At 67.3% G+C, this 18,107-nt stretch carries 18 protein-coding genes; 17 read left to right on the top strand and 1 reads right to left on the bottom strand.

The window, feature by feature from the left end:
- The 7 genes from ruvX to aroB all read left to right on the top strand — a co-directional run bounded on the left by ruvX (window position 1) and on the right by aroB (window position 6,160).
- Complete coding sequence (ruvX, locus tag A3K89_RS09070; protein WP_068424335.1) at window positions 1-573, top strand: Holliday junction resolvase RuvX; 573 nt, start codon at window positions 1-3, stop codon at window positions 571-573.
- Window positions 570-1,880, top strand: a complete 1,311-nt coding sequence (locus A3K89_RS09065; RefSeq protein ID WP_068424333.1) for an endolytic transglycosylase MltG — start codon at window positions 570-572, stop codon at window positions 1,878-1,880. Before ruvX ends, A3K89_RS09065 begins: the two co-directional genes overlap by 4 nt.
- A 3-nt stretch (window positions 1,881-1,883) precedes the next feature.
- Window positions 1,884-2,684, top strand: coding sequence for a shikimate dehydrogenase (locus A3K89_RS09060; RefSeq protein WP_068424331.1), 801 nt, complete (start codon window positions 1,884-1,886; stop codon window positions 2,682-2,684).
- Between the two features lie 175 nt (window positions 2,685-2,859).
- Window positions 2,860-3,264 carry a prepilin peptidase gene (locus A3K89_RS09055; RefSeq protein WP_371828798.1) on the top strand — a complete coding sequence of 135 codons (405 nt, stop codon included), beginning with the start codon at window positions 2,860-2,862 and terminating at the stop codon, window positions 3,262-3,264.
- A gap of 21 nt (window positions 3,265-3,285) precedes the next feature.
- Window positions 3,286-4,473, top strand: a complete 1,188-nt coding sequence (gene aroC / locus A3K89_RS09050) for a chorismate synthase (RefSeq protein WP_068424329.1) — start codon at window positions 3,286-3,288, stop codon at window positions 4,471-4,473.
- Window positions 4,470-5,042, top strand: a complete 573-nt coding sequence (locus tag A3K89_RS09045) for a shikimate kinase (RefSeq protein ID WP_068424327.1) — start codon at window positions 4,470-4,472, stop codon at window positions 5,040-5,042. Before aroC ends, A3K89_RS09045 begins: the two co-directional genes overlap by 4 nt.
- A 5-nt stretch (window positions 5,043-5,047) precedes the next feature.
- Window positions 5,048-6,160: a 3-dehydroquinate synthase gene (gene aroB / locus A3K89_RS09040; protein ID WP_068424326.1), complete on the top strand. Its 1,113-nt coding sequence runs from the start codon at window positions 5,048-5,050 to the stop codon at window positions 6,158-6,160.
- On the opposite strand, the gene A3K89_RS09035 is transcribed toward aroB, so the two are convergent.
- Window positions 6,157-6,804, bottom strand: coding sequence for a B-4DMT family transporter (locus tag A3K89_RS09035; RefSeq protein WP_068424325.1), 648 nt, complete (start codon window positions 6,802-6,804; stop codon window positions 6,157-6,159). The two genes, aroB and A3K89_RS09035, sit on opposite strands and share 4 nt — an antisense overlap.
- Window positions 6,805-6,915: 111 nt before the next feature.
- Here A3K89_RS09035 and A3K89_RS09030 point away from each other — a divergent pair, with 111 nt between their 5' ends.
- From A3K89_RS09030 to pyrF, 10 genes are all read left to right on the top strand, one after another.
- A complete protein-coding gene (locus A3K89_RS09030) occupies window positions 6,916-8,034 on the top strand; it encodes a M24 family metallopeptidase (RefSeq protein WP_068424324.1) in 1,119 nt (372 codons plus the stop codon).
- 41 nt (window positions 8,035-8,075) lie between these two features.
- Window positions 8,076-8,639, top strand: a complete 564-nt coding sequence (gene efp / locus A3K89_RS09025; RefSeq protein WP_068424322.1) for an elongation factor P — start codon at window positions 8,076-8,078, stop codon at window positions 8,637-8,639.
- Between the two features lies 1 nt (window position 8,640).
- Complete coding sequence (nusB, locus tag A3K89_RS09020) at window positions 8,641-9,177, top strand: transcription antitermination factor NusB (protein ID WP_068424320.1); 537 nt, start codon at window positions 8,641-8,643, stop codon at window positions 9,175-9,177.
- 117 nt (window positions 9,178-9,294) lie between these two features.
- Window positions 9,295-9,930, top strand: a complete 636-nt coding sequence (gene pyrR / locus A3K89_RS09015; RefSeq protein ID WP_068424318.1) for a bifunctional pyr operon transcriptional regulator/uracil phosphoribosyltransferase PyrR — start codon at window positions 9,295-9,297, stop codon at window positions 9,928-9,930.
- On the top strand, window positions 9,927-10,874 hold the full coding sequence (locus tag A3K89_RS09010) for an aspartate carbamoyltransferase catalytic subunit (protein WP_068424316.1): 948 nt from the start codon (window positions 9,927-9,929) through the stop codon (window positions 10,872-10,874). Before pyrR ends, A3K89_RS09010 begins: the two co-directional genes overlap by 4 nt.
- A complete protein-coding gene (locus A3K89_RS09005; protein WP_068424314.1) occupies window positions 10,871-12,172 on the top strand; it encodes a dihydroorotase in 1,302 nt (433 codons plus the stop codon). The genes A3K89_RS09010 and A3K89_RS09005 overlap by 4 nt, the downstream gene beginning before the upstream one ends.
- Before the next feature lie 2 nt (window positions 12,173-12,174).
- Window positions 12,175-12,693 carry a PH-like domain-containing protein gene (locus tag A3K89_RS09000; protein ID WP_068424313.1) on the top strand — a complete coding sequence of 173 codons (519 nt, stop codon included), beginning with the start codon at window positions 12,175-12,177 and terminating at the stop codon, window positions 12,691-12,693.
- The gene (gene carA / locus A3K89_RS08995; protein ID WP_068424312.1) at window positions 12,690-13,826 is read left to right on the top strand and encodes a glutamine-hydrolyzing carbamoyl-phosphate synthase small subunit; all 1,137 of its coding nucleotides are present in this window, start codon (window positions 12,690-12,692) and stop codon (window positions 13,824-13,826) included. Before A3K89_RS09000 ends, carA begins: the two co-directional genes overlap by 4 nt.
- A complete protein-coding gene (carB, locus tag A3K89_RS08990; protein ID WP_068424310.1) occupies window positions 13,826-17,167 on the top strand; it encodes a carbamoyl-phosphate synthase large subunit in 3,342 nt (1,113 codons plus the stop codon). The genes carA and carB overlap by 1 nt, the downstream gene beginning before the upstream one ends.
- Window positions 17,164-17,985, top strand: coding sequence for an orotidine-5'-phosphate decarboxylase (pyrF, locus tag A3K89_RS08985; protein WP_068424308.1), 822 nt, complete (start codon window positions 17,164-17,166; stop codon window positions 17,983-17,985). The genes carB and pyrF overlap by 4 nt, the downstream gene beginning before the upstream one ends.
- Window positions 17,986-18,107: the final 122 nt, after the last annotated feature.

Raw genomic sequence — 18,107 nt, 5'->3', positions numbered from 1 at the left:
GTGACGGATTCCGCCGGACAGGCCCGGCCGTCCCGTCGCGAACCCGACCGCCCCGGCGACGACGACCCGGGGCCCGGCCGACGCATAGCCATCGACGTCGGAAGCGTGCGCATCGGCGTCGCATCGAGTGATCCGGGTGGGGTGCTCGCGACGCCGGTGGAGACCGTCGCCCGATCCAAGATCAAAGGCCCCGACGCGCCCGATGTCGCTCGGGTGATCGAGATCGTCCGGGAGTACGAGGCCGTCGAGATCGTCGTCGGGCTGCCGCGCACTCTCCGGGGTGAGAGCGGTTCGGCGGTGAAAGCTGCAGAGGGCTTCGCGCGTACATTGTCGCGACGTCTGCCCGGCGTGCCGGTACGCATGGCGGACGAAAGATTGACTACCGTGACTGCGGCGCGTGCACTTCGAGAAAGCGGAGTCCGTGCCAAGGCTCAGCGTTCGGTGATCGACCAGGCTGCGGCCGTCGCGATCCTGCAGGGGTGGCTCGACGAGCGCTCCGGCCGCCTGAACGCGGCACGCACCAGCACCACCAGTTCCGAAGACACAGGTCCGACTCCGGAGGCCGGCGAGTGAACAACTACAGGTACGAGGACGAGGTCCACACCGATCCGATCGGCTATCGAACGGACGAAGGCAGCGAGTTCCATCGTGCCGTGAACGCTCCGGGCCCCCGCGAGGTCGGCCGCAGTCGCGCCCAGCGCCGGCAGGACCTCGAGGCCGAGCGCCGCAAGCGCCGAGGACGGACCGTCGGGTTGGCGTTGGGATTGATCGTCGTCCTGGCCGTAGCCGGAGTGGGGTACTTCGTGTTCGATCGTTTCACCGGAGGACCAGGCGGTCCCGAGGATTTCGCGTCGGGAACCGCCGGGCCGTCCGTCGTCGTACGGGTGCATCCCGGTGACACCGCAGAGCAGATCGGCGCCGACGCCGTCGACAAGGGTGTCGTCGCCAGCACCGGTGCGTTCATGAGCGCTGCCGTGCAGAATTCGTCGATCTCCGCGGTGCAGCCGGGCTACTACCTGCTGCCCAGTCATGTTCCGGCGTCCGAGGCCGTCACCGCGCTCGTCGACCCCGCTGCTCGCGTCGGCAGCGTCGTCATCTCCGAGGGCCGTCAGCTGCACGATTCCAGCGACGTGAACACCGAGGCGGTCAAGAAGGGCATCTACACGCTGCTGTCGGAGGCGAGCTGCATCGACACCACCGGCAGCGGCACCCCGACCTGCATCTCGTACGAGGACTTCAACGCCGCAGGCGCGGCCGAGGACTCGTCGACCCTCGGGGTTCCGGACTGGGCTGCGGAACGAGTGAGCACGGTTCCCGACCGTGACCGTCAGCTCGAAGGCCTCATCTCGGCCGGCAGCTGGGACTTCGATCCCACCGCGTCGCCCACCGACATCCTGGCGCAGCTCGTGTCCGAGAGCGCCGAGACCTACGAGAGCACCGGCATTCTGACCGCGGGAGCCAACTCGGGCCTCGATCCGTATCAGACGCTGGTGGCCGCGTCGCTCGTCGAACGGGAATCGCTTCCCCAGGACTTCAGCAAGGTCGCGCGCGTCATCATCAACCGTCTCGCAGAACCGCAGAAGCTCGAATTCGATTCGACGGTCAACTACGCGCTCGACACCACCGAGGTCGCGACGACCGACCTCGACCGAGCCACCGTGACGCCGTGGAACACGTACGCGATGGAGGGTCTGCCTGCCACACCGATCGCGTCGCCCAGTGTCGGGGCGGTCGAGGCAGTCGAGGCGCCCGCCGACGGCGACTGGCTGTACTTCGTGACCATCAACACCGCAGGGGAGACGCTGTTCACCCGAAGCTACGACGAGCATCTGGCGAACATCGGCAAGGTCGAGGACGGCTTCCTCGAGAGCGGGCGCTGATCGATGCGCGCTGCGGTACTCGGCAGTCCCATCGAACACTCGAAGTCGCCTCTTCTGCACCTGGCGGCCTATCGCGCGCTCGGACTGGACGACTGGACGTACGAGCGAATCCTGTGCACGGGCGAACAGCTGCCTGATCTGGTGTCCGGTCTCGATTCGGACTGGGTCGGACTGTCGGTGACGATGCCGGGCAAGGTCGCAGCGTTGAATGTCGCCGACGAGCGCACCGATCGCGCGGTGTTGGCCGGATCGGCCAACACGCTCGTGCGGACGGCGACGGGGTGGCGCGCGGACTGCACCGACGTCGACGGCGTCGCAGGTGCCCTCGTCGAGGCGGGGATCGTCGACCTGACGGGTCGCTCGGTTCTCGTCGTCGGAGCAGGCGGAACCTCGCGTCCTGCCATCGTCGCTCTCGCCGGGCTCGGGGCGGTATCGGTCACCGTCGTGGCGCGATCGGCCGAGCGTGCGCAGGACACCCTCGCGTGCGCGAAGGCAACGGGGATGGCCGCGGACTTCGTGACCATCACGGACCCGAACCTCGCCGGTGTGGCCGCACGCGCCGCAGTGGCCGTCAGTACGGTGCCTGCGGTCGGCGTCGAACCCGTCGCTGCGGCCGTCGCGCATGCTCCGGTCGTCCTCGACGCCATCTACGACCCGTGGCCGACGCCGTTGGCCACGGCCGTCGAGACCGCGGGTGGCACCGTGATCTCGGGTGTGCAGATGCTGCTGAATCAGGCGTACGGCCAGGTCGAGCAGTTCACCGGCAAGCCCGCGCCCAGAGCCGCCATGCGCGCCGCGATCTGAGAAGATTCCACAGGTTCTCTTCGCTCACAGGGCAGATCGCGACCAGGGCATTCCGCGTGAGGGCCGACGCGAGGCACGCGAGCATGCGTGTGTGTACTTTCAAACCCTTCCTGTCGAACTCGGGTCCGCTTCCGCTGCAACGGCCGCCGGATGGCTCGACGGCGGACCCCTGGTCATCGTGTTCGTCTCGTGGTGCGTGTGCCTGTCCTGCATCGACCTGATGTCACGGCGGTTGCCGAATTCGCTGACCGGGACAGGAGCTGCCGCGATCGCCGTGTATTCGGGCGTCGTGGGGGCCGTTCCCGCGATGCTGGCGGGTGCCGTCGCACTGTTCGGTTGCTACCTGGCCGTCCATCTCGCGGCGCCGCGCGCATTGGGCGCGGGCGACGTCAAGTTGGCGTGGTCGCTGGGCGGTGTCACCGGTATGTCGGGTGTCGACGCGTGGGCGGTGGCCGCGGTTGCTGCACCGCTGCTCACCGGCCTGTGCGGGCTTGCGCTGTCGGCTGCCGGCCGCTCACGGACTCCGGTGCCACACGGCCCGGCGATGTGCGCGGCCACCCTGCTGGCACTCGCGGCGTGACGGACGTGGAAGGATAGCTGCGTGCTGCGCTGGATTACTGCTGGAGAATCTCACGGTCCCGCTCTCGTGTCCATCCTCGAAGGAATGGTCGCGGGTGTCGAGGTGACCTCGGACGACATCGCTGCTCAGTTGGCGCGTCGACGACTCGGATACGGGCGTGGTGCCCGCATGAAGTTCGAGGCCGACAAGGTCACCATCACGGGCGGCGTCCGGCACGGCCTGACCCTCGGTGGTCCCATCGCGATCGAGGTCGGAAACACCGAGTGGCCCAAGTGGGAGCAGGTCATGTCGGCCGACCCGGTCGATCAGTCGGTGCTGTCCGACCTCGCCCGCAACAGTCCGCTGACCCGTCCCCGTCCCGGTCACGCCGATTACTCCGGCATGCTCAAGTACGGCTTCGACGACGCGCGCCCGGTGCTCGAACGTGCGAGCGCGCGCGAGACCGCAGCCCGCGTCGCGATCGGAACCGTCGCACGGCGATTCCTGAAGCAGGCGTTCGGCGTCGACGTCGTCTCACACGTCATCTCCATCGGCGCGTCGGAGCCGTACGTCGGCCCTGCGCCGTCCGGTGACGACTTGGACGCGATCGACGCCAGTCCCGTCCGCGCGTTCGACGCCGCGGCCGAGGCATCGATGATCGCCGAGATCGAGGCCGCCAAACGTGACGGTGACACCCTCGGCGGCGTCGTCGAGGTCGTCGTGCACGGTCTGCCCGTCGGACTCGGGTCGTTCGTGAGCGGCGAGCGCAGGCTCGACGCACGGCTCGCGGCCGCCCTCATGGGCATCCAGGCGATCAAGGGCGTCGAGGTGGGCGACGGTTTCGAGACCGCCCGCAGGCGTGGAAGCGCCGCGCACGACGAGATGAAGCCGGGCCCCGACGGAGTTCTGCGGTCGACCAACCGCGCAGGCGGCATCGAAGGTGGCATGACCAACGGCGAGGCGCTGCGGGTGCGCGCTGCGATGAAGCCGATCTCGACGGTTCCGCGCGCGCTCGCCACCGTCGACATGTCGACCGGTGACGAGGCCGTCGCGATCCACCAGCGGTCCGACGTCTGCGCGGTCCCTGCTGCCGGCGTCGTCGCCGAGACGATGGTTGCCCTCGTCGTCGCGCAGGCCGCGCTCGAGAAGTTCGGGGGAGACTCGCTCGCGGAGACGGCGAGCAACGTCGACCACTACGTGAAGGGCTCTGCCGCCCGGCCGCCGCGATGACTCCGTACGCGGTGTTGATCGGCCCGCCCGGTGCCGGCAAGTCGACCATCGGGCGTCGGGTCGCTCAGGCGCTCGAACTGGAACTGCTCGACACCGACGCCGCGATCGAACGGACGACCGGACGGACCATCGCGGACATCTTCGCCGAGGACGGCGAACCCGCGTTCCGCGTCATCGAGGAGCAGGTGGTCGCCGACGCCATCGCGACCCACAGCGGCATCGTGTCGTTGGGAGGGGGCTCGATCCTCTCCGAGCGCACACGCGCGCTGCTGGAGTCGCAGACCGTGGTCTATCTGGAGATCAGCGTTGCCGAGGGCTTGCGCCGCACGGGCGCCAACAATGCTCGACCGCTGCTGGCCGGCCCGGATCCGCGTACGAAGTACCAGAACCTGATGCGTACGAGGCGGCCGCTGTACCGTTCGGCAGCCACCATCCGGGTGCGCACCGACGGGCGCAGTCCGGCACGTGTCGTCACCCAGGTCGTCGCGAAACTGAGAGCGCATCACGAGCACGCGGGTGCCACGACACCGCCCGCACTGGGGCGACCCAACCGATTCGATGGAGGGTGAGAACAATGACCGAGCCCGTACGCGTCATGGTCGAGACCGCAGCGCCGTACCCGGTGATCATCGGCAGGGGACTGCTGGGTGATCTGGTCGGCGAACTGGCCGGGACGGCCACCGTCGCGATCTTTCACCAGCCGCCGCTCGCGGAGACTGCCGAAGCCGTTCGAGAAGCCTTGGCGGCCAAGGGAATCGATGCTCACCGCATCGAGATTCCGGATGCCGAGGACGGCAAGGAACTGGCGGTCGCCGGGTTCTGCTGGGAGGTGTTGGGCCGGATCGGTCTGACGCGCAGCGACGCCGTCGTCAGCCTCGGCGGCGGCGCGGCCACCGATCTCGCCGGTTTCGTCGCCGCGACGTGGATGCGCGGGGTCAAGATCGTGCACGTGCCGACGACGCTCCTGGCGATGGTCGACGCAGCGGTCGGCGGCAAGACGGGCATCAACACCGAGGCCGGCAAGAACCTCGTCGGCTCGTTCCACGAACCCGCAGCAGTCCTCGTCGACCTCGCGACGCTCGAAACCGTTCCGCGCAACGAGATCGTGGCCGGTCTGGCCGAGGTCATCAAGACCGGTTTCATCGCCGACCCGACCATCCTCGATCTGATCGAAGCCGATCCGGACGCCGCGCTCGACCCTCAGGGGACCGTTCTGCCGGAACTCATTCGTCGTTCCGTCGAGGTCAAGGCCCGCGTCGTCGCGGCCGACCTCAAGGAATCGAGTCTGCGCGAGATCCTGAACTACGGACACACGCTCGGCCATGCCATCGAACGCCGGGAGCGCTACCGCTGGCGTCACGGTGCTGCCGTCGCCGTCGGTCTCGTCTTCGCGGCCGAACTGGGTCGCCTGGCCGGCCGTCTCGACGACGCCACCGCCGACCGTCACCGCAGCATCCTCGAGGCGGTGGGGCTGCCGACGACGTACGACGCGGACGCGTTCGGTGATCTGTTGAAGGGCATGCAGACCGACAAGAAGAATCGCGCCGGAATGCTGCGGTTCGTCGTGCTCGACGGCCTTGCCAAGCCGGGACGACTGGAAGGACCGGACCCGAGCCTTCTCGTCGCGGCCTACTCGGCCATCGCACGGGACGACTCCGGCCCGTCCAGCACCGGAATTCTGCTCTAGCTGGTGCTCTTCTTCGAGCCCTGATCTTTCTGCAGGTCTGGACCGACGGCCGGGAACACTTCGGTGTCGGCCGAGTCGTCGGCCCACCGTGCTTGGTCGGCCGTCGACTGCGACGGCGCTGCCTGACCGGTAGCCGACTGACCCGAGGCGTTCGCGCCGACCGTGTGATGTTCGCGGCGGTGCTGCTCGCGCTCGGCGTCGGTCGCGGCGAGCTTCTTCTTCGCATCGCGCGAAGCGAGAAGGCGTCCGAGGAACACGGCGATCGTCGCTGGAATGAAGATGACGAGGATCGTGAACGCGGCGCCCGACGTCAGTTCGAAGAACAGCGAATTCTGGCCGACGCTGAACTCGACGAGGAATCCGACCAGCCACGCGAGAAGGCCTGCCAGTAGACCACCGACGACCGCGGCCTTCAGCCAGACCATCGTCAGATCCTTGCCGTATTCGGGATCGGGATTGGCATGTCGGTCGCGGATTCCGTCGATTCCGGCCCACACGACGACCGCCAGCAGCACGGCGGCCATGCCCACCCAGCGCAGCTGCGAGCCGTGCGTCGGCCACTGCGCGACGGCTGCCCCCAGCAGTATCCGCACCCCCACGTTGATCAGACCCATACCGATTCCGCGCACAACCCACCCAGTCATGGGGTCAGCCTATCCCTACCCGCCGGTAAGTGTGTCCGGCCCCACAGAATTTCGTGACGGTCTACGACATCGATGGGCCGTGGCAGCTGCGTCGAACGATAGGTTGGAGGAATGTCTGCAGACCGGAAACGAGCCGACTTCGGAGCGCGTCGAGCCGCGCTACGTCGCGCTCTGCACGCGAAGAACCTCGACGCACTCCTGGTGACCGATCTCCTCAACATCCGGTACCTGACCGGGTTCACCGGGAGCAACGCCGCCCTCGTGGTGTCCGCCGCCGATTCCGACGGGAACGAGGACGGAACCGTCATCTGCACCGACGGTCGGTATCTCTCCCAGGTCGCCGCCCAGGTTCCCGACCTTCGTGCGTCGATCGACAGGTCGTCGGCGACGGCGTTGCTGACCGACGACCGGGCGGCGCCGTCCGGGAACGTGGGATTCGAAAGCCATGTCGTGACGGTCGACCAGCACGACGCGTGGAGTGCTCTGGACGCGGCTCCGACGCTCGTCCGCAGTCCGGGCCTCGTCGAGGATCTGCGCATGGTCAAGGACGAGCACGAGATCGGGCTGTTGCGCGACGCGTGTCGTGCCGCGGACGAGGCCTTCGCGCTACTGATCGAGCGCGGGGGAATCAGAGCCGGACGTACCGAGCTCGAGGTGGCGCGCGAGCTCGAAGCTCAGATGCTCGACGCGGGTGCCGACGGCATCTCGTTCGAGACGATCGTCGCAGCGGGTGCGAATTCCGCCGTGCCTCACCATCGGCCCACGGCGGCTGTACTCGCGACGGGTGACTTCGTGAAGTTCGACTTCGGTGCGCTCGTCGGCGGGTACCACTCGGACATGACACGCACGGTCGTCATCGGGGAGCCCGACGCGTGGCAGAAGGAGATCTACGAGCTCGTGCTGCGGTCTCAGGCCGCGGGCCGAGAGGCGCTGGCACCCGGCGTGAGCACGGCTTCGGTGGACGCGGCATCACGATCGGTCATCGAGGACGCCGGGTACGGGGAGCTGTTCCTGCACGGCCTCGGACACGGTGTCGGCCTCGAAATCCACGAAGCGCCGGGAATTGCACGCACCAGCACCGGTACACTGCTGAGCGGTGCAGCTGTGACCGTCGAGCCGGGTGTGTACATCTCGGGGCGCGGTGGCGTCCGGATCGAAGACACACTCGTCGTTCGCGACGGCGGACCCGAGTTGCTCACCATGACCAGCAAAGAACTGATTCTCGTGTGACGCACGGCGCAGGCGAGAAATACGAGGAGACGTAAGAGCCAGTGGCTTCTACCAGCGATTTCAAGAACGGTCTCGTTCTCAACATCGACAACCAGCTGTGGTCGATCATCGAGTTCCAGCACGTCAAGCCGGGCAAGGGCCCCGCTTTCGTGCGTACGAAGCTGAAGAACGTGCTGTCGGGCAAGGTCGTCGACAAGACGTTCAACGCAGGCGTCAAGGTCGACACCGCGACGGTCGATCGTCGCGACATGACGTACCTGTACCACGACGGCAGCGACTACGTCTTCATGGACGGCGACACCTACGACCAGATCTCGATCTCCGAGGCGACGGTCGGCGACGGCGCACGCTTCCTGCTCGAGAACATGCAGGTTCAGGTCGCGACCCACGAGGGCGCGCCGCTGTACGTCGAGCTGCCCGTCACGGTCGAGCTCGAGGTCAAGCACACCGATCCCGGTCTCCAGGGCGACCGCTCCACCGGCGGCACCAAGCCTGCAACCCTCGAGACCGGCGCCGAGATCTCCGTTCCGTTGTTCATCAACACCGGCGACAAGCTGAAGGTCGACTCGCGTGACGGCAACTACCTCGGGCGTGTGAACTCCTAACGTGTCGTCGAAGAAGAACCAAGCACGTCTTGCATCGAAACAGCCCGAGCAGCCGAAGAAGCTCGGTGCGCGCCACAAGGCTCGCAAGCGGGCCGTGGACTTCCTGTTCGAGGCCGAGGCGCGTGACACCGATCCGGTGGACCTGGCCAAGGAGCGTATCGAGTTGGCGCGCGGCGACGATACGATCGCGCCCGTCAGCGAGTACACCGAGACGCTGGTCGTCGGTGTCGCCGAGAATCTCGATCGTCTCGACGGTGTGATCTCCGACCACCTGACGGATTGGACGCTGAACCGGCTTCCGGCCGTCGACCGCGCGATTCTGCGTGTCGCGGTGTGGGAACTCTTCCACGCGACGGATGTGCCGCCGGTCGTGGCCGTCGACGAAGCCGTCGAACTCGCGAAGCAGCTGTCCACCGACGATTCGCCGTCGTTCGTCAACGGCGTTCTCGGCCAGATCGTGCTCGTGGCGCCTCAGGTTCGAGCGGCAGCCGCGGCCGTGTCCTCGCGTACTGCCGAGGACAAGCCCGCCGACTCCTGAGTATCTTTCGAATCGCTCCTCCCCGCCGCTCGTGCGGGGAGGAGCGATTGCTAGGCTGTGTCACCGTCAGACATCCTTTAACGATCCGTCCAGAGAGGCGGAGAAGGAGGTCGTAGTTTGCCTGCGCCCGAAAGTTCTTCCGTTCCCGACAATCGACCTGGTTCTTCCCGCGAGCTGCTGTCCGCCGCGGATGTGGGCCGGACCATCGCCCGGATGGCGCATCAGATCATCGAGAAGACCGCGCTGGATTCCGCGGACGGCCCCCGTGTCGTCCTCCTCGGCATTCCGACGCGCGGCACCACGCTCGCCGAGCGCCTCGCCGAGCGCATCGAGGTCTTCAGCGGTGTGCGCCCGCCGCTCGGCTCGCTCGACATCACGCTGTACCGCGACGATCTGCGGAACAAGCCGCACCGCCCCCTGGAGCGGACTCTCGTCCCCGAGGGCGGAATCGACGACGCACTCGTGGTTCTCGTCGACGACGTCCTGTTTTCCGGCCGGACAGTGCGGTCAGCGCTGGACGCGCTGCGTGACCTCGGTCGCCCCAGGGCCGTTCAGCTGGCCGTTCTCATCGACCGCGGACATCGCGAACTCCCGTTGCGCGCCGACTACGTCGGAAAGAACGTGCCGACGGCTCGGACCGAGGACGTGTCGGTGTCTCTGACCGAGCACGACGGGCAGGACGGTGTATCTATCTCAGCCGGGAGCGGAGCCCGCAGGAGTGACCCAGATGGAAACAAAGGTGTAGTGCAGTGAAGCATCTGCTGTCCGTGGCCGATCTGACCCGCGAGACCGCGACCGAGCTGCTCGACGAGGCCGATCGGTTCGAGCAGGCGCTGCTGGGCCGCGAGGTCAAGAAGCTCCCGACTCTCCGCGGCCGTACGGTCATGACCGTCTTCTTCGAGAACTCGACCCGCACCCGTGTGTCGTTCGAGGTCGCAGGCAAGTGGATGAGCGCCGACGTCATCAACGTCAGCGCCAGCAGCTCGTCGGTGTCGAAGGGGGAGTCGTTGCGGGACACCGCGATGACGCTGCGTGCCGCGGGCGCGGACGCGCTGATCGTGCGTCACCCGGCATCGGGTGCGGCACACCAGATCGCCGCGTGGACGAAGGGCCAGGGCGACGGGGCGGGACCCGCGATCATCAATGCAGGTGACGGAACCCACGAGCACCCCACGCAGGCGCTGCTCGACGCCGTGACCCTGCGCCAACGTCTCGGTGACATCGAGGGCAGGCGCATCGGCATCGTCGGCGACATCCTGCACAGTCGCGTCGCGCGATCGAACGCGATTCTGTTGTCGACGCTCGGCGCCGAGGTGGTTCTCATCGCGCCGCCGACGCTACTGCCCGTCGGAGTCTCCGGCTGGCCGGTCCGCGTGTCGCACGACATCGATGCCGAACTGCCCTCGCTCGACGCCGTGCTGATGCTGCGCGTGCAGGCGGAACGGATGAACGGCGGATTCTTCCCGTCGGCGAAGGAGTACTCGATCACATACGGGCTGTCCCAGAAGCGGATGGACCTTCTCCCGGAGCATGCCGTCGTGCTGCACCCGGGACCGATGCTGCGCGGTATGGAGATCGCGTCGTCGGTGGCCGATTCACCCAGAACTGCTGTACTGCAACAGGTTACGAACGGAGTTCACGTGCGCATGGCGGTGCTGTTCCGATTGCTCGTCGGCTCGGACGGAGGTGCGCTGTGAGTGTTCTGCTGCGCGGCGTTCTGATCTACGGCGAGGAACCCGCTACCGACGTCCTGATCGACGACGGCCAGATCGCCGCCATCGGATCCGATCTCGACGCAGGTGATGCCGAGGTCGTCGAGGCGGGCGGGCAGATTCTGCTCCCCGGATTCGTCGACCTGCACACCCACCTGCGCGAGCCCGGCCGCGAGGACACCGAGACCATCGAAACCGGTTCTGCCGCAGCCGCACTGGGTGGTTACACGGCGGTGTTCGCGATGGCCAACACCAACCCCGTCGCCGACTCGGTCGTCATCACCGATCACGTGTGGCGTCGCGGCCAGGAGGTCGGACTCGTCGACGTGCACCCGGTCGGTGCCGTCACGGTCGGTCTCGGGGGCAAGCAGCTCGCCGAGATGGCGACGATGGCGAGTGGCGTCGGCAAGGTCAAGATGTTCTCCGACGACGGCAAATGCGTCGACGACCCGCTGATCATGCGTCGCGCGCTCGAATACTCGAGCTCGCTCGGGGTGCTCATCGCGCAGCACGCCGAGGAGCCGCGTCTGACCGTCGGTGCCGTCGCACACGAGGGGCCGACGGCAGCTCGCTTGGGTCTCGCCGGCTGGCCGCGTGCCGCCGAGGAGTCGATCGTCGCCCGTGACGCTCTGCTCGCTCGCGACGCCGGAGCGAAGGTGCACATCTGTCACGCGTCGACGGCGGGAACCGTCGAACTGCTCAAGTGGGCACGCGCACAAGGGATTTCGATCTCGGCCGAGGTGACGCCGCATCACCTGCTGCTCGACGATTCGCGCCTCGAGACGTACGACGCCGTCAACAAGGTGAACCCGCCGCTGCGCGAGGCGTCCGACGTCGCGGCGCTGCGCACGGGCCTCGCCGACGGCACGGTCGACTGCGTCGCGACCGATCACGCGCCACACGCCGAGCAGGACAAGTGCTGTGAGTTCTCGCAGGCGCGTCCGGGCATGCTCGGTCTGGAGACCGCCCTCGCGATCGTCGCGCAGACGATGGTCGAGCCCGGTCTGCTCGATTGGCGTGGCGTGGCCCGCGTCATGAGCGAGCGTCCGGCGGAGATCGTCGGACTCGCCGACCAGGGGCGTCCGATCGAGGTCGGAGAGATCGCGAACCTGACGCTCGTCGACCCGGACGCATCGTGGACGGTCGAGGGCAGGAAGTTCGCCAGTATCTCCGAGAACACGCCGTTCGAGCAGATGGCGTTCTCGGCCAGAGTCACCACGACGCTGCTGCGCGGACGGATCACTGCCCTGGGCGGCGCCGTTCGCGTCGCGACGGAGGCATAGCCGTGGACAGAGTGGTCATCGTCGTCGCGTTCGTCGTCTTCTGGCTGGCGATGATCGGATTGATCTTCTGGGGCTGGCGTGGCCGGCAGAAGCGTCAGGCGGACCGGATCGGGGTGTTCCCTCCCGTGCCCGCCGATCTCGGGGCACCGTCGATCGCCGCTGCGACCGGCCTGTACGTCGGCAGCACGATCGCGCCGAACTGGCAGGACCGCATCGCCGTCGGCGACATCGGCCACCGCGCGACGGCGGAACTGTCGCGGTACGAGAAGGGCATCCTGCTCGAGCGAACAGGGGAGTCCACCATCTGGATTCCGCAGGAGTCCATTCGCGGGATCAGAACCGATCGTGCGTTGGCGGGCAAGGTCATGAGCAAGGACGGCCTGCTGGTCATCCGCTGGACCCTGCCGACCGGCACCGAGATCGACACCGGCTTTCGAGCCGACGACAAGCTCGTCTACCCCACGTGGGTCGACACACATCCGAACACAGGCACGAACGACTCGAAGGAGACACCCGCGTGAGCAGCGCAGTTCTTGTTCTGGAGGACGGCCGGACGTTCCGTGGCACCACCTTCGGCGCCACCGGACGGACTCTCGGCGAAGCCGTCTTCTGCACCGGTATGACCGGATACCAGGAAACCTTGACCGACCCCAGCTACCACCGTCAGATCGTCGTCGCGACGGCGCCGCAGATCGGCAACACGGGCTGGAACCAGGAAGACGGCGAAGCCGCGAGCGCCCAGGATCCCAACAAGATCTGGGTCGCAGGCTACGTCGTCCGTGACCCGGCACGACGCACGTCGAGCTGGCGATCGACCGGATCGCTGCAGGAACAGCTCGAGGCGCAGAACGTCGTCGGCATCGCCGGCATCGACACGCGCGCTCTCGTACGCCACCTGCGCACCCGCGGTTCGATGCGCGCGGGCGTCTTCTCCGGTGACGCACTCGGCACGGAGACGGAGATGCTCGAGCAGGTCGTCGGTCAGCCGTCGATGCTCGGTGCCGACCTGGCCGGTGAGGTCACCACCGACACCGGCTACGTGATCGAGCCCGAAGGCGGCGACGCCCGATTCACCGTCGCCGCAGTCGATCTCGGCATCAAGACGAACACACCGCGTATGTTCGCCCAGCGCGGCATCCGTGTGCACGTGGTTCCGTCGGCAGCCACCATGGACCAGATTCTGGAGCTGAATCCCGACGGCGTCTTTCTGTCCAACGGACCGGGCGACCCAGCGACTGCCGACGCCAACGTCGCGCTGACCCGCGAGGTTCTCGGACGCGGACTGCCGTTGTTCGGCATCTGCTTCGGAAACCAGATCTTCGGCCGCGCGCTCGGACGCTCGACGTACAAGATGAAGTTCGGCCACCGCGGCATGAACATCCCCGTCGTCGAGCACACCACCGGACGCATCGCCATCACCGCGCAGAACCACGGCTTCGCGCTCGAAGGCGAAGCAGGCGAGGAGTTCGACACCGACTTCGGCCGCGCCCGGATCAGCCACACGTGCGCCAACGACGGCACCGTCGAAGGCGTCGAACTGCTGAGTGGACGCGCGTTCTCGGTTCAGTACCACCCCGAGGCCGCGGCGGGCCCACACGACGCCGCGTACCTCTTCGATCGGTTCACATCAGTGCTCGAGGGAGTTGACAAGTAATGCCACGCCGCAGCGATCTGGGACACGTCCTGGTCATCGGTTCGGGACCGATCGTCATCGGACAGGCCTGTGAGTTCGACTATTCCGGCACTCAGGCGTGCCGGGTACTTCGCGAGGAGGGCCTGCGCGTCAGCCTCGTGAACTCGAACCCGGCCACCATCATGACCGACCCGGAGTTCGCCGACGCCACCTACGTCGAGCCGATCACCGCCGACTTCATCGAGAAGATCTTCGCTCGCGAGGCCGAGCAGGGACATCCGATCGACGCCGTTCTCGCAACCCTCGGTGGCCAGACCGCGCTCAACGCCGCCGTCGCGCTGCACGAGCAGGGGATCCTCGAGAAGTACGACGTCGAGCTCATCGGCGCGGACTTCGACGCCATCCAGCGTGGCGAGGACCGTCAGAAGTTCAAGGACATCGTGTCCAAGGTCGGAGGGGAGAGCGCGCGCTCTCGCGTCTGCTACACGATGGACGAGGTGCGTGAGACCGTCGCCGAGCTGGGCTTCCCGGTCGTCGTGCGGCCGTCGTTCACGATGGGCGGCTTGGGCTCGGGCATGGCCTACGACGACGCCGACCTCACGCGCATCGCCGGAGGCGGGCTCGCCGCGTCGCCGACCGCGAACGTGCTCATCGAGGAGTCCATCCTCGGCTGGAAGGAATACGAGCTCGAGCTCATGCGCGACGGCCGCGACAACGTGGTCATCGTCTGCTCCATCGAGAACGTCGACCCGGTCGGTGTGCACACCGGCGACTCGGTCACCGTCGCCCCGGCGATGACGCTGACCGACCGCGAATACCAGAAGATGCGCGACCTCTCGATCGACATCCTCCGCGAGGTGGGCGTCGACACCGGTGGTTGCAACATCCAGTTCGCGATGGACCCGACGGACGGCCGCCTCGTCGTCATCGAGATGAACCCGCGTGTCTCGCGGTCGTCGGCACTGGCGTCGAAGGCCACCGGCTATCCGATTGCGAAGATGGCCGCCAAGTTGGCCATCGGCTACACCCTCGACGAGATCGTCAACGACATCACGAAGGAAACCCCGGCGTGCTTCGAGCCGACGCTGGACTACGTCGTCGTCAAGGCGCCGCGGTTCGCGTTCGAGAAGTTCCCGGGCGCCGACGGCACGCTCACGACGACGATGAAGTCCGTCGGCGAGGCTATGTCGATCGGCCGTAACTTCGCCGAGGCGTTCGGCAAGGTCATGCGGTCGCTCGAGACGAAGCGAGCGGGTTACTGGACCGGCCCCGAGGTCGAGGCCGTGAACCTCGAGTCGTTGCTGAAGGACCTGTCGGTCCCGAAGGACGGCCGGATGTACGGCATCGAGAAGGCGTTCGAACTGGGCGCGACCCTCGAGCAGCTGTTCGACGCCACCAAGATCGACCCGTGGTTCCTCGACCAGTTCCAGCAGATCCACGAACTCGGACACGAACTGCGTGCCGCCGAGAAGTTCGACGAGGCGCTCCTGCGTCAGGCCAAGTACCACGGCCTGTCGGACCGCCAGATCGCCGCGGTGCGGCCGGAACTCGGCGGTGAAGACGGTGTTCGCGCCTTGCGCGTCGAGCTGGGTGTCCACCCCGTCTACAAGACGGTCGACACCTGCGCAGCCGAGTTCGAGGCCAAGACGCCGTACCACTACGGCACCTACGAGCTCGATCCGAACGCCGAGTCCGAGGTCGCCGAACAGCGCGAGCGTCAGAAGGTGCTCATCCTCGGTTCGGGCCCGAACCGCATCGGCCAGGGCATCGAGTTCGACTACTCGTGTGTGCACGCGGCGCAGACGCTGTCGCAGGCCGGCTACGAGACCGTCATGGTCAACTGCAACCCGGAGACCGTGTCGACCGACTACGACACCGCCGACCGCCTGTACTTCGAGCCGCTGACGTTCGAGGACGTGCTCGAGGTATATCGAGCCGAATCGCAGTCCGGCACCGTGGCAGGTGTCATCGTGCAGCTCGGTGGCCAGACGCCGCTGGGACTGGCGAAGCGCCTGAAGGCTGCGGGTGTTCCCATCGTCGGAACCAGCCCCGAGGCGATCGACCTGGCCGAGGATCGCGGCGAGTTCGGTCGTGTCCTCACCGAGGCGGGCCTGCCTGCTCCGAAGTTCGGAACCGCGACGACGTTCGACGGCGCTCGCGAGATCGCGGGCGGTATCGGCTATCCCGTCCTCGTGCGTCCGTCGTACGTGCTCGGCGGCCGCGGCATGGAGATCGTCTACGACGAGGCATCGCTCGCCGACTACATCTCGCGTGCGACCGAGATCTCGCACGACCGTCCGGTTCTCGTCGACCGCTTCCTCGAAGACGCGGTGGAGATCGACGTCGACGCACTGTGCGACGGAACCGAGGTCTACCTCGGTGGCGTCATGGAACACATCGAGGAAGCCGGTATCCACTCCGGCGACTCGGCGTGTGCGCTGCCGCCGATCACGTTGGGCAAGGCCGACATCGAGAACGTGCGACGGTCCACCGAGCTGCTCGCCAAGGGCATCGGCGTGAAGGGACTGCTCAACGTCCAGTACGCGCTCAAGGACGACATTCTGTACGTCCTCGAAGCGAATCCGCGTGCGAGCCGGACGGTTCCGTTCGTGTCCAAGGCCACGGCCGTGCAGCTGGCCAAGGCGTGTGCGCGCGTCATGCTCGGTGAGTCGATCGCCGACCTGCGGGCCGAAGGCATCCTGCCTGCCGAGGGCGACGGCGGGACGACCCCGCTGGACGCGCCGATCGCCGTCAAGGAAGCGGTCCTGCCGTTCAACCGATTCCGTCGCGCCGACGGCACGGGCGTCGACACGCTGCTGAGCCCGGAGATGAAGTCGACGGGCGAGGTCATGGGTATCGACGCGGACTTCGGTACCGCCTTCTCCAAGAGCCAGACGGCGGCATACGGTTCGCTGCCGACGTCGGGCTCGGTGTTCGTATCGGTCGCCAACAAGGACAAGCGGTCGCTGATCTTCCCGGTCAAGCGTCTCGCCGACCTGGGCTTCACGATCCTCGCGACCGAGGGCACCGCAGAGGTGCTGCGTCGCAACGGCGTCGAGTGCCAGCAGGTCTACAAGCAGTCCGGTGAGGACGTACCTGCAGGGGAGTCGACGATCGTCGACCGCATCCTCGCCGGGGACGTCGCGATGGTGATCAACACCCCGTACGGCAACTCGGGACCGCGCGTCGACGGCTACGAGATCCGCAGCGCCGCGGTGGCACAGAGCATTCCGTGCATCACGACGGTGCAGGGCGCGTCGGCGGCAGTGCAGGGCATCGAAGCCGCCATTGCCGGTGGGGTGGGAGTGCGGTCGTTGCAGGACCTGCACGCGGCCATCGCGGGCGCCTCGGTCACGGCATGAGCAAGACGTGGGCGGATCGGCTGCGCGCTGCGACGGCGGCGCGCGGCCGGCTCTGCGTCGGCATCGATCCGCACCCGTCGCTGCTCGACGCCTGGGGTCTGCCCCGATCGGCCGACGGGTTGGAGACCTTCGCCGAGCTGTGCGTCGAGGCGTTCGTCGGCGAGGTCGCCGTCGTCAAGCCTCAGGTCGCGTTCTTCGAGGCCTACGGCAGCGCGGGGTACGCCGTGCTCGAACGCACCGTCTCGGTATTGCGTGACGCAGGCACACTCGTCGTCGCCGACGCCAAGCGCGGCGACATCGGGAGCACGATGAGCGCCTACGCGCAGACGTGGCTCGGGGAGGACTCGCCGCTGTCGTCCGACGCGGTCACCGTCTCCCCGTACCTGGGGTTCGATTCGCTGCGCGAGACGTTCGACCTGGCCGCGCGAAACGGTCGAGGAGTGTTCGTCCTCGCGCGAACGTCCAACGCCGAGGGGGCGGACCTGCAGACCGCGACGGCGTCCCATCGGTCGGTCGCGCAGTCCATCGTCGACGGGGCTGCCGACATCGACCGGGACGGACGCGCCACGGCCGGTCTCGTCGTCGGCGCAACGCGTGATCACGGTCTGGATCTCAGCGACTTCACCGGCCCGATCCTCGCTCCCGGGCTCGGCGCTCAGGGCGCGGGTGTCGACGATCTCGCCCAGATCTTCGCGGGTTCCCGAGAGCTTCTGCTGCCCAACTCGTCTCGCGGCGTGCTCGCGGCAGGGCCGTCGGTCACCGCTCTTCGCGATGCCGCCACCACCCTCCGCGACGAAGTAGAAGCGGGCCTCGCATAGACCATGGTTGCGACCCCGTCAGCTCCGGGGGCAAGTTCGCCATGCGGGTCGCGCGTCGGTAACGTCGCTGATGTTGCTGGTGACCACGAGTTGCGCAGCAGCGACGTGCGCGACCCGCCATT

It is taken from the genome of Rhodococcoides kyotonense (assembly GCF_001645385.1).
GTDB lineage: Bacteria > Actinomycetota > Actinomycetes > Mycobacteriales > Mycobacteriaceae > Rhodococcoides > Rhodococcoides kyotonensis_B.
Note: the sequence above shows the minus strand (reverse complement) of the source record. Positions and strands in the feature narration are given on the sequence as shown.